Here is an 11,391-nt window from a genome sequence, read left to right as displayed (position 1 = left end):
CTCATCCGCGGCGCGGCGCCGGATCGTTGCGCACGATCGTCGCGCGCAGGTTGTGAGGGTCCAGCGCACGCACGATGCGCAGGTCTTCCGCGCTCGGCGCGGCCGTCGTGCCGAGTTCCGGATGCGCGACCAGCGGAAAGCCGGTCGCGTCCTGCACCTCGTCGAAGCTCACGCCCGGATGCAGCGAGCGCACGCGGATCGCGTGGTCGGGCCCGCCGAAATCCATCACGCACAGGTCGGTGACGATGCTGCGCAGGTCGACGAAGGTCTTCATGCCGGGCAGCCGGCGCGCCGGGTTGTAGCCGACCGTGCACACCATGTCGACTTCGCCGTCGACGAACGTGCGCTTGCCGTGGCCGCTGACGAAGAACGAGTTCGCATGGTTCGTCGAGTTGCCGGGGAAGCCGCGCGCGCCGAGCAGCTGCGTTTTCGGACGCGCGTAGTCGTCGCCGAGCCACGAGATGTTCGCCTGGCCGAAGCGGTCGATCTGCGTCGGCATCACCAGCGCATGGCGGCGGCCGTGCCACAGGCAGTCGAACACGCGTTCGTAGGTCATCCAGCCGCTCGCCTTCACGCGATAGCCGTCGGGACGGGGCCCGAGCGGCACCGGCTCCTCGACGAGATACGCTTCGCCGTCGGTCAGCATCAGCCCGTTGTTGTACGCGAGCCGCGCGAGGCCCGCCGCGAGCCGCGGGCCCGTGCCGATGCCGGTCGCCAGCACTTCGCCGTCGTCGCGCCAGAGTCGCGCGGACGCGACGATCATCAGTTCCGCGAGGGAATGGTCGAGAGATTCGCTCACAGGCGCTCCTTTACAGAATCGGCAACGGCAGCGTCGTCACGTGCGACAGGCCGCCGACGCCTTCGAGGTACTGGCGTTCGTCCCGGCCGACCACGTCGCGCAGGTATGCCGCCGTCTTTGCATCGTCTTCCGCGCTCGCGCAGTACGCGCGCAGGTGCGGCAGGTCCCAGCCGTAGTCGGGCGCGCACGACGTCGGGTGCGCGCCGCCCGGCGCGTGCACGACGCCGGTGACAAGCGAGCGCTCGAACGGGTTGCGGCGCGCGGCATCGAGATCGTCGCTCGCGAGCGACGCATCGACCGTTTCCGCCGACACGTAGCAGCGCCGCGCGGCGCGCGCCATCCACGCATCGAAGAACGGATCGGGACCGTCGATGCGCGTGTTGCCCATCCGGTCCGCCGCGTTCGCGTGCAGCAGCGCGACGTCGAGTTCGATCGCCGGCATCGCGAGCAGCGTCTCGCCGTCGTCGTACGGCGAGCTCACCGTGCGCAGCTGCGGCGCGTGATCGAGCAGCGCGGTGCCGAGCCCGGCACGCGTCGGCAGGAACGGCAGGCGCGCGGCGGCTGCGCGCAGGCCGAGCTGCAGCATCCCTTCGTCGAGTTCGAGCACGTCGACGCGGCCCTGTTCGCGGGCCCGGCGGAAATGCGGCTCGAGCGGGATCACGTCGAGCGACACGAAACCGAACACCGCCTTGCGCACCTTGCCGGCGGCGCACAGCAGGCCGATGTCGGCGCCGCCGTACGCGACGATCGTCAGGTCCTTCAGGTTCGAGCGCGCGATTTCGCGCACCAGCGCCATCGGCTTGCGCCGCGGCCCCCATCCGCCGATGCCGATCGTCATGCCGTCGGCGAGTTGCGCGACCACATCGCGCGCGGACATCGTCTTGTCGAGAGGTTTCATCGTCATCGTGCTGGCTTACCGGTATCCGATGCTGAAATCGTGGCCCCACTGGCTCACCTGGGTGGCCTCGAACACCGCGTGCTTCGACCAGTCGACCGTGAGCCCGCCGAAGCCGTATTCGAGATCGAAGCCGCCGGGGGTCTTCATGTAGAACGAGATCATCTGGTCGTTGCAGTGCCGGCCGAGCGTCGCCGACATCTTCACGTCGTGCGCGGCGACCCGGTCGAGCGCGCGGCCCACTTCGTCCATCGAGTCGACTTCGGCCATCACGTGCACGCAGCCCGACGGCACGGCCATCTCGAACAGCGCGAGGCTGTGATGGCGCGCGTTGCGGCAATGCATGAAATGGATGCGCTTCTCGGGTTCGGCGGGATCGGGCGTGAACTTCACGTGGTAGATGTCGGACAGCTCGAAGCCGAGCACGCCGCGCACGAATGCATCGGTCGCGTCGAACCGCGGCGCGGGCAGCACCGCGTGGCCGAGCCCCATGTCGCCGGTGACGAAGCGCGCGACGCCCAGCGGCGACACGAAGCGGCGGAAGTCGCAGCGCGCGCCCCAGTACAGCTCGTGACGGTTGCCGGACGGGTCGGTGCACCACGCCATTGCCTGCACGCGGCGCAGCGCGGCTTCGTCGCGCGTGGCGCGCACGGCTTCGACACCTGCGCGTTGCAACACCGCGAGCGCGGCGTCGAACGCGGCGCCGTCGGGCAGTTCCCAGCCCGATGCGAAATAGCGGTCGGTCGTGCCGGGGACGATCACGTAGCGGAAATCGCGCTCGTCCATCTTCAGGTACAGCGCGCCGTCGGGCGCGTCGAGCGCCTGCATGCCCAGCACGTCTTGCGCGTAGCGGCGCCACGCATCGACGCGGGTCGCCTCGACGACGACGTAGCCGAGCGCACGGACATCGATCATGTCGGCCTCCTCCAGGTTCAGAATCCGTTGTTCGTGAAAGGATTCTGGCCGGTCGGGGATGGCGTCACATCGTCTGTTGGGACGAGAGCCCGGTGGGGAATCGGCGGGGGGCCGACGGGGAATCTGCGGCGAATCTGCGGGGGGCCGGCGGGGAGTCGGGCGCGGGGCGGACACGCGCGGGAGCCCGGCGGAACGGGCTACGCGCGACGCGGAAGGCGGGAAGCGGTGGCAGGTTGGCGCGCTGCGGCGCCCCGGATCAATCGAACGGGTTCAGCAGCCGGACACCGGTGCGAGCGAAATCGTCGACATTGCGCGTGACGACCGTGAGATCGTTGATCAGCGCAGTGGCCGCGATCAGTTTGTCGAGTTCGTGCGTGGGATCGGGCACGCGCAAATGGCCCCACATCTGGCTGGTCTCGATATCGACCGGCAGGATGTTCGACGCATAGCCGGACAGGATCGTCGCCATCCATGTCTCGAGCGCCAACGCCTGCGGATGATCGCCGCGATGACGGATCAGATCGACGCCGCGCCGCAGTTCGGCCACCGTCACGACCGACAGGTAAAGCGGGCTCGCGTCGGCCTCGGCCTGGCTGAAGAACGCGCGCACGCCGCGGTTGGTTCGCTTGCCCTTCCTGATCTCGCTGATGACGTTCGTATCAATCAAAAACACGCCTGACCTCGCCGGAATCCTGAACACGTTGGAAATCCGCGTCTTCGCCGACGTCCGGCATGCTCATCAGCACTTGCGCGAATGTCCGTCGCTTCGGCCGGCCGAGCGCATCGGCCAGAATGGCCCGATGTTCGGCCTCGGCACTCCTGCCGTTGGCCGCGGCCTGCTCGCGCAGGCTCTGAACGATACTGTCATCCACGTTACGCACCAGAAGATTTGCCATGGGTCCCTCCATCCAGATTGCTATCAATGATAGCGCTACGGCAGTGAATTGCAAGCATTGCTATCATCGTCGCGATCTGGCGGAAGACGGTGGTCGGCGTTGGCCGGCGGCCGCGGGCGACAGGAATCCCCCCGCGGTCCGCCGCTGGCCTGACGCGTCGAACTGCTGTTGTGCACGGTAAGCCGGATCGAAGCGATGAAAAAGACGGCCGAATGGCCATTCACCGACAGCCGGCCCCGGCCGGTGCGCGTTGTCAGGTCCGCGGCGGCATCGGATCCGAGGCGCGTCGCACGACCATCGCCAGCACCGCAACCAGGATCGCGGCCGCAACCGGCCACATCGTGCCGGTAATGACCGCGACGAACGCCTGGGCCGGCGCAATCCACGCGAGCGCCACGACGGCCGTCTCGAGCCGGTTCGGCCGGACGTTCCGACAATCGAGCAGCAGGAAGGTCAGCGGCAACACCAGCCACAGCAGGTCGTAATACATGTAGTACGGCTGCACCAGCAACGTCGCCGCGGCCAGCGCAGCCGCACGCAGTTCGAAGCGCGCGGCGCGCCTCCACACGTACACGACGGTCGCGGCAGCAGCCACCGCGATGCTCGCTTGCATGCCGTACGCGACCTGGACCGACAGGCCCGCGGCCCGCGCGACCCCGATCATCGACGGCATGCCGCGCCACAGCGTCTCGCCGTGCTCGACCACGCCGCGGTTGAAGACCGGCAGGAACGCAAGAAACGCGCTCCACGCCTGCGATCCGAATACGGCCACCGATGTCGCGACGATTGCCGCACTGAACAGGCCCGCCGATGCCAGCGCTCTCCAGTGCCGCCCGCAGATCAGCGCCAGCGGGAACAGCACGCCGTATTGCGGCTTCACCGTCAGGATCGCGATGCAGGCCCCGGCGATGACCGGACGCGACCGCAGCAGCAGCAACGCCGCACCGGCCGCCGCGACGGTCAGGAACGCATTCTGCATCGCGAGGGCGGCGCCGATCAGGCCCGGAAACGCGGCGACCGCCATCCGCCACTGGCCGTCGAGCGGGCGCGTCAGTCGCGCGACGACGGCCGCGTAGCCGACGATCGCCACAACGCCGAACAGCACGAGGGCGTGGGGGAACGACATCAGGCCGAACGGGATGACGACGAGCAGGAAGGTCGGCGGATAGGGCCAGGGCGCGAAATCGTCGAACGGCCGAAGCGCGGCCTCGATCGGCTGGATCCATTGCGGCGAGAAGATCGCCGTGGGGCCGTGCTCGAGCGCAACCCGCGCCGTCGCCCAGAATATCGCGAAGTCGGACCCGACCATCGGCGCGGAGCGGTCGTGCCATCCGTAATAACGAACGATCCAAACGACGAGGAAGACGATCTGCAGCACGAGCACCGCGGCGGCATACGTCGCGACGCGCCGTGCGTCGATCATGCGATCGTTCGACCCGCGTATCGTCTCCATCGACCACCCCGCGCTTTGTTGTTCCAGTGAAGTACAGATGACGTTCGCCGCATCGAAACATCATGTTGCATCTGCGTGCGGCATGCCGTCGCGACCGTTTGATACCATCAACACACAACACCGGCGATCGAACGCCGCCCGACGCGCGCAGAAGACCTTGCATCGACGCGGACCATCCGTGCCTGAAATCCGGATCCAGGCGATCCAAGACACGAGACGCCCTTCAGTGGACCTGATTACCCCTTCTCTGGATACCCTGTTTTCCCCGACCCCCGACAAGCTCTACTTCCCGGCCTGCCTTGCGGCCGTCGCGATCATCGCATGGCTCGTCGCGCGGCGCGTACCGTTCTACCGGTCGGCCGTCGACAAATCGCTGTCGATGCGCCATCCCAACCTGGACGGATTCCGCGGCATCCTGGCGACCTCCGTCGTCTTCCATCACTTCGCGTGCAACCAGGGCCTGCTGTCGACCGGCATCTGGGGCGCCACCTCCGACTTCCTGCGCAATCTCGGCACGATTCCCGTCGCGATGTTCTTCATGGTCACCGGGTTCCTGTTCTGGGAACGCGCATGCCGGGGCACGCTCGACGTGCGGACCTTCTTCGTCGGGCGCGTGCGGCGCGTCGCCCCGCTCTACCTCTTTTACGCGATCGTCATCGTCGCCTGCACGCTGTACTGGTTTCCCCGCAACGTCGTCCACGCGCCGATCCGGTTGCTGGCCGACCTGCTCAAAGCCGTCTCGCTCGGCTGGTTCGGCGCATTCCCGGTCAACGGCGCGGAACAAACCAGCTACCTGAGCGGCGTCTGGTGGACGCTCGCATACGAATGGCGGTTCTACGTCGCCATTCCGTTTCTCGCGTGGTTCGTTGCGACGCATGCATGGCGCAAGCTGCTCGCACTCGCGATCGTCACGATCTGCGCCGCGCTGTTCGGGCCGCCCGGCGGGATGGCCCTGCTGTTCGCGTTCGGCGCGCTGGCGTTCGAGGCATCGCGGCATCCCGCGATCCGCACGCTGCTCGGCACGCAATCGGCGGCCACCGTCGCGCTGCTGATTCTCGCCGTCGCCCCGTATCCGACCGAACGCTATTCGATCGAGGGCGCGCTGCCGCTCCTCCCCGTGTTCCTCTGCGTCGCGTGCGGGAACACGTTCTACGGCGTGCTCGAAACCCGACCGCTCGCGCTGCTCGGCACCGCCAGCTTCAGCATCTACATGATCCACATGGCGATCGTGTACACGATCGCCCGCACGTTCAACAAGTTCGTTTTCCCGATCGATTCCGTTGACGACTTCGGCATCTGGGCGCTGTCGCTCGCGTGTGCACTGGTCGCCGTCCTCTGCGCGCTGCTGACCTACCGCTACATCGAGCACCCGTTCATCGCGAAGCGCAACGACGCGCGCCCGGCACGCCGGACGATCGAACCCGCACGCGAACGGCGCACGGCCGTGCCGTGACGTTCGCGCGGCTCAGAACCGGTACGAGATCCCGATCTGCAGGACCGGATACCACCGATACCGCGACATCTTCCGGTTCAACTCGTCGAGGCCGCTGGCGGCCAGGATCTGGCTCTTCTGCGGTCCGGCCGCGGCGGCCAGTGCCGGCGACAGCGTGTACGAGCAGCGCGGGATGCCGTATGCGACGCCCAGGTCGGCGACGAAGCCGAGCCCTTTCGATGCCGGCCGATGCCCGTAGCCGATCCCGACATACGGCATCACGGCCGGATAGCGCGCCTCCGCGACCGCATACATCCCGGGCAACGCCGGATAGCGCTTGCCGCCGAACACGTAGGTCCCGCCGGTGGGCACCGACACGCCGCGAATCTCGTCGTCGTTGAAGCGCAATCCGATCGTTGCGCGAAAGCCGTTGCCGCGCCACGGGAAGATGTCCGCATACAGGCCACCTTGCCGCAGCTTGATGTCGTCCTGGTAGCGATTGCCGGCCACCGTGAAGTCATGCGTCAGATTGATTGCATTGAAATCCGCGTGCGCGCCGAGCACCGAATTGAAGCTCACGGCCGCGCCGATGCCGACGCCCTGCGTGCCGCCCTGCAGGTAGATTTCCTGCGCGTGCGCGCCGGCCGCGAACACCATCGCCAGCGCTGCCCATTGGTTCACTGTCATTTTCACGGGCGTTCCCCCGACATGTGCCGGGCGCACCGACCCGCCGCGTGCAGCTCATGCCGCCACGCGCAGCGGGTCCCCCGGCACGACACCTTGCAAGCAAGCTTGCTGTTTGACGGATCGAACGTGCGGTGCCCGTTCGCGTCGCCGATACGACGCAGCGTGCGTCCGACACGACGGGCCGCCATCCCGCGGCTCGATCCGATCCCCGTTTGTTTCGATGTCGTTGCGTGCCGCTCCCGCGATTCGTCGTGAACATCAGTCGCGGTTGTGACGAGCAGCACGGGGCTCACCGCAAGGCGTGTGCCATGCGGCGCAGACCCGCGCGGGCCCGGCCTCGCGGCCGGATGTCCGGCGTTACGCGTGGGGGAATCGACGGAAATGTTTCAGGAACGCATCTGTTTTCGCACTTCATCGCCGTGCCCGATGCCGGAGAGCAACGCGTCGCGCGCCGCGACGCGCGTCGGGCAAGCATGCGCGGCCGTGGGCACACGCGAATCGCGACGGCCGGCGAGCGCGTGTGAGTGCACGCAGGGAGGAAAATGTTTCATTGACGTGACCTCGCGCGAGTCGCGCGCGATCAGGATGCGGGATCGTGCATCGCGGGTCAGGGTGAATACCGAGGACGATGCGGGCACAACCGATCGCAGGCGGGATGGCTGTTCACGCGCTTCGAGCATGCGATACGGGCAGACGAAGCCGGGCACGCTCGTTGCGCAGGTTCCGGATCGATTCGGCAAGATCAGCGCGCGAGACAACTAACGCGTCCGTTTGTCGAGTCCGCTCGCCCGAGCGGGCTCCGTCCATCCGCTACAACCCGTACCCGCCCGACACGTTCAGCTGCTGCCCCGTGATGTAATTCGCGCGGTCCGACGCGAGAAACACCGCCGCGCGCCCGATGTCCCGCGCCTTCCCCCAGCGCTTGAGCGCGAGCATCTTCTGCGTCTCGTCGATCCACGCCTGATCGAACTGCCCCTGTTCGAGCAGCACCGGAAACATCCCGGCCTCGATCACGCCGACCAGGATCGAATTCGCGCGGATCTCGTGACGGCCCTCCTCGCGCGCGAGCCCCTTCACCAGCGCCTCGTTCGCCGCCTTCGGTGCGACCGACAGCCCGTCGCGATCGGGCCAGCGCAGATGCCCGGCCGAACCGAGCGTGACGAACGACCCGCCGCCCGACGCGCGGAAATGCGGCAACGCGGCCTTCGCCGCATTGAAGAAGCCGACCGTCTCGACCTCGATCGCGCGACGCCAGTCGTCGTGCGTCATGTCGCCTATAGGGCGCTGGTTCACCAACGGGCCGGCCGCCCACACGATCGTGTGCACGCGGCCATGCGCATCGATCGCAGCCGCGAGCGCCGCATCGATCTGCGCGGGATCGGTCACGTCCACGCCATGCGTGGTGGCCGCGACGCCGGCGCCGCGCAGGTCGCGCGCGACGCGCTCGGCCACGTCGGCCTTGCTGCGATAACCGAGCGCGACCGGCACGCCGGCGCGCGCGAATTCGAGCGCGACGCCCTGCCCGATCCCGCCGCTGCCGCCGAACACGAGCACCGCGCCCTGCGGAAATCCGTTGTCGTTCATGCATTCAACCCGTTGATGTGGTGTCACGCGACGCGCTCAGGCCGCCGCTTCGGTGCCCGCGCGCAGCCGGTACTTCAGCACCTTGCCGGCCGCGCTCGTCGGCAGTTGCTCGACGAACGTGAAATGCCGCGGCACCTTGTAGTTCGCCATGTTGCGGCGCGCCCAGTCGTTCAGTGCGTCGGCGTCCGTGTGCGCGCCGGGACGCAACACGACGTACGCATGGCCGACCTCGCCAAGCCGCGTATCGGGCACGCCGACCAGCGCGACCTGCGCGATCGCCGGATGCGCGGCCAGCAGCCGCTCGATCTCGGCCGGATAGCAGTTGAAGCCGCCGACGATGAACATGTCCTTGATCCGGTCGGTGATCTTCAGGTTGCCGTTCGCGTCGACGCAGCCGAGGTCGCCCGTATGCAGCCACCCCTGCGCATCGACGGTTTCGCGCGTCGCGTCCGGCTGGTTGAAGTAGCCGCGCATCACGTTGTAGCCGCGCACCCAGATCTCGCCGGTCTCGTCCGGCCCGAGCGCCGCGCCGTCCGGCCCCGCGATCCGCAGCTCGACGTCCGGCATCGGCCGGCCCGACGTACGGGCGATCGTCTCGGCGGCGTCACCGTGCCGGCACAGCGTCGCGAAGCCGCACGATTCCGTGAGCCCGTAGCCGGTCAGCACGGTCTCGAAGCCGAGCTCGGCGCGCATCCGCTCGATCAGGCTCGGCGCGATCGCGGCCGCACCGGTCACCGCGATCCGCAGCGACGACAGGTCGCGCGTCGCGCGCTCGGGCGCGTCGAGCAGCGCGTAGTACAGCGTCGGCGGGCCGGGCAGCACCGACACGCGCTCGTCGGCGACGCGCCGCAATACGTCGGCCGGCTGGAACACGAGATGCGGCAGCACGGTCGCGCCGCTCGACAGCGCGGCGAGCCAGCCTGCCTTGTAGCCGAACGTATGGAAGAACGGATTGACGATCAGGTAGCGGTCGTCCTGGCGCACGCCGGCGATTGCCGCCCACGCCTGCGCGGCCCGCAGGTTCTGCCCGTGCGCGGTCATCACGCCTTTCGGGCGGCCGGTCGTGCCGGACGTGAACATCAGGTCCATCACGGTGTCGGGCGTCACTTGCGCCTCCCGCTCGCGCACGGCGGCGAGCGGCACCGCCGCGCCGCACGCGAGGAACGCGTTCCAGGTCTCGTCGCGGGCACCGGACGGCGGTTCGCCGTCGAACACGACGACGCGCTCGAGCATCGCGGGCCGGTGCGGCGCGAGCATCGCCGGATAGGATTCGCCGAGGAAGGTGCCGCAGCAGAACAGCTGCCGCGCGCCGGCGTCATGCAGGATGCCGCCCACCTCCATCCCTTTCATCCGCGTGTTGACCGGCACGAGGATCGCGCCGACGGTGTGGATCGCGAGCGCCGCGACGATCCATTGCGGCAGGTTCGGTGCCCAGACGGCGATCCGGTCGCCGGCGTCGATGCCGCTCGCGAGCAGCGCGCGCGCGGCTTCGAGACGCGCCGCGTCGAGTTCCGCATAGGTCAGCCGGCCGTGCTCCGACTCGATCGCCGGATGCGCGCCGTGGCGCGCGGCAGCCCGCGCGATCAGCGCGGGCGTGGTGAGGATTTCGTTGTCCATCGTCGTATGCATCGCAACAGGGTTGCCGCACGCCGCAGGCGCCGCGGCTCAATCGGGGAACACCACGCGCAGCGCGTCGCTCGCGGGCCGCGCGCAGCACGCGAGCGTCCAGCCGGCCGCGATCTCGTCGTCGTCGAGCACGTGGTTGCCGTCGAGCGCCACCGCGCCGCGTTCGACGCGGCACATGCACGCGCCGCACTGTCCCATTCGGCAGGAATTCGGCGCGGGCAGGCCGGCACGCAGCATCGCGTCCAGCAGCGTTTCGCCGGGCGCGCCGTCGAACGCGAACGCCTCGCCATCCAGCACCGTCTCGATCGCCGCGCCGTCTCCGGACGCGGCGATCGTTCGGGCCGTCGCGGCCGATGCCGCCGGATCGGCCGGCGCCGGCGCATCGGGCAGCGACGCGAAGCGCTCGACATGCACGCGCGCACGCGGCAGCCCGAGGCCGAGCATCGCGGCGAGCGCATTCTCCATGAACAGTGCCGGCCCGCAGATGAACGTCTCCTGCCGGCTGAACGGCCGCGCGAGTTCCTCGAGATGCCGCTGCTGCGGCACGCCCTGCACGCTGTCGAGCCAATGGATCACGCGCAGGCGGCCCGGATGGCGGTGCGCGAGCTGCTGCAGCTCGTCGCCGAAAATCACCGAGCGCTCGTCGCGGTTCGCATAGATCAGCGTCAGCATCCCGCGTCCATGCACGAGCGCCGATTTCAGGATCGACAGCACCGGCGTGATGCCGCTGCCGCCCGCGAACAGCAGCAGGTCGCCATCAAGCGTGCGCGGCGTGAAGACGCCGGCCGGCGGCAGCACGTCGAGCGCATCGCCCGCGCGGATGCGGTCGCACAGCCAGTTCGACGCGCGGCCGTCGCGCACGCGCTTGACGGTGATCTTCGGCGCCGCGTCGATGCCCGGTGCGCTCGACAGCGAGTAGCAGCGCGCGACGCTCGCATCCGCGCACGGCACGTTCAGCGTCAGGAACTGGCCGGGCCGGTATGCGAACGCATCGCGCAACGCGGCGGGCACGTCGAACACGAACGAGCACGCGTCGTCGCTTTCGGCGATGACGTCGGCCACGGTCAGCCGGTGGAAGCGCGAATCGCTCATCGCAGGTTCCTC

Annotated in this window: 12 protein-coding genes; 1 reads left to right on the top strand and 11 read right to left on the bottom strand. The window is 68.6% G+C overall.

The window, feature by feature from the left end:
• Position 1: 1 nt before the first annotated feature.
• From DIE22_RS04110 to DIE22_RS04085, 6 genes are all read right to left on the bottom strand, one after another.
• Positions 2–799: a CoA-transferase subunit beta gene (locus tag DIE22_RS04110; protein ID WP_124496218.1), complete on the bottom strand. Its 798-nt coding sequence runs from the start codon at positions 797–799 to the stop codon at positions 2–4.
• Positions 800–809: 10 nt separating this feature from the next.
• Positions 810–1,703: a CoA transferase subunit A gene (locus DIE22_RS04105; protein WP_124496220.1), complete on the bottom strand. Its 894-nt coding sequence runs from the start codon at positions 1,701–1,703 to the stop codon at positions 810–812.
• 9 nt (positions 1,704–1,712) lie between these two features.
• Positions 1,713–2,609, bottom strand: a complete 897-nt coding sequence (locus DIE22_RS04100; protein ID WP_124496222.1) for a VOC family protein — start codon at positions 2,607–2,609, stop codon at positions 1,713–1,715.
• Between the two features lie 256 nt (positions 2,610–2,865).
• Positions 2,866–3,282, bottom strand: a complete 417-nt coding sequence (locus tag DIE22_RS04095; protein WP_185640535.1) for a type II toxin-antitoxin system VapC family toxin — start codon at positions 3,280–3,282, stop codon at positions 2,866–2,868.
• A complete protein-coding gene (locus tag DIE22_RS04090) occupies positions 3,269–3,505 on the bottom strand; it encodes a FitA-like ribbon-helix-helix domain-containing protein (RefSeq protein ID WP_014899176.1) in 237 nt (78 codons plus the stop codon). The genes DIE22_RS04095 and DIE22_RS04090 overlap by 14 nt, the downstream gene beginning before the upstream one ends.
• Before the next feature lie 253 nt (positions 3,506–3,758).
• Entirely contained in the window at positions 3,759–4,928 is a 1,170-nt protein-coding gene (locus DIE22_RS04085) for a glycosyltransferase family 87 protein (RefSeq protein WP_260426604.1), read from the bottom strand.
• A 256-nt stretch (positions 4,929–5,184) separates the two neighbouring features.
• Here DIE22_RS04085 and DIE22_RS04080 point away from each other — a divergent pair, with 256 nt between their 5' ends.
• On the top strand, positions 5,185–6,411 hold the full coding sequence (locus tag DIE22_RS04080) for an acyltransferase (protein WP_124604573.1): 1,227 nt from the start codon (positions 5,185–5,187) through the stop codon (positions 6,409–6,411).
• A 12-nt stretch (positions 6,412–6,423) separates the two neighbouring features.
• Here DIE22_RS04080 and DIE22_RS04075 read toward each other — a convergent pair whose 3' ends face one another.
• From DIE22_RS04075 to DIE22_RS04055, 5 genes are all read right to left on the bottom strand, one after another.
• On the bottom strand, positions 6,424–7,077 hold the full coding sequence (locus tag DIE22_RS04075; RefSeq protein WP_124496226.1) for a hypothetical protein: 654 nt from the start codon (positions 7,075–7,077) through the stop codon (positions 6,424–6,426).
• A 386-nt stretch (positions 7,078–7,463) separates the two neighbouring features.
• A complete protein-coding gene (locus tag DIE22_RS04070) occupies positions 7,464–7,835 on the bottom strand; it encodes a hypothetical protein (RefSeq protein ID WP_124496228.1) in 372 nt (123 codons plus the stop codon).
• Positions 7,836–7,887: 52 nt separating this feature from the next.
• Positions 7,888–8,661, bottom strand: a complete 774-nt coding sequence (locus DIE22_RS04065; protein ID WP_124496230.1) for an SDR family NAD(P)-dependent oxidoreductase — start codon at positions 8,659–8,661, stop codon at positions 7,888–7,890.
• 36 nt (positions 8,662–8,697) lie between these two features.
• Positions 8,698–10,278, bottom strand: a complete 1,581-nt coding sequence (locus DIE22_RS04060; protein ID WP_124496232.1) for a FadD3 family acyl-CoA ligase — start codon at positions 10,276–10,278, stop codon at positions 8,698–8,700.
• Positions 10,279–10,326: 48 nt separating this feature from the next.
• Positions 10,327–11,379 carry a ferredoxin--NADP reductase gene (locus DIE22_RS04055; protein ID WP_124496234.1) on the bottom strand — a complete coding sequence of 351 codons (1,053 nt, stop codon included), beginning with the start codon at positions 11,377–11,379 and terminating at the stop codon, positions 10,327–10,329.
• Positions 11,380–11,391 lie beyond the last annotated feature (12 nt).

Source organism: Burkholderia sp. Bp9142, assembly GCF_003853415.1.
Lineage (GTDB): Bacteria > Pseudomonadota > Gammaproteobacteria > Burkholderiales > Burkholderiaceae > Burkholderia.
This window is presented reverse-complemented; position numbering and strand designations above follow the sequence as displayed.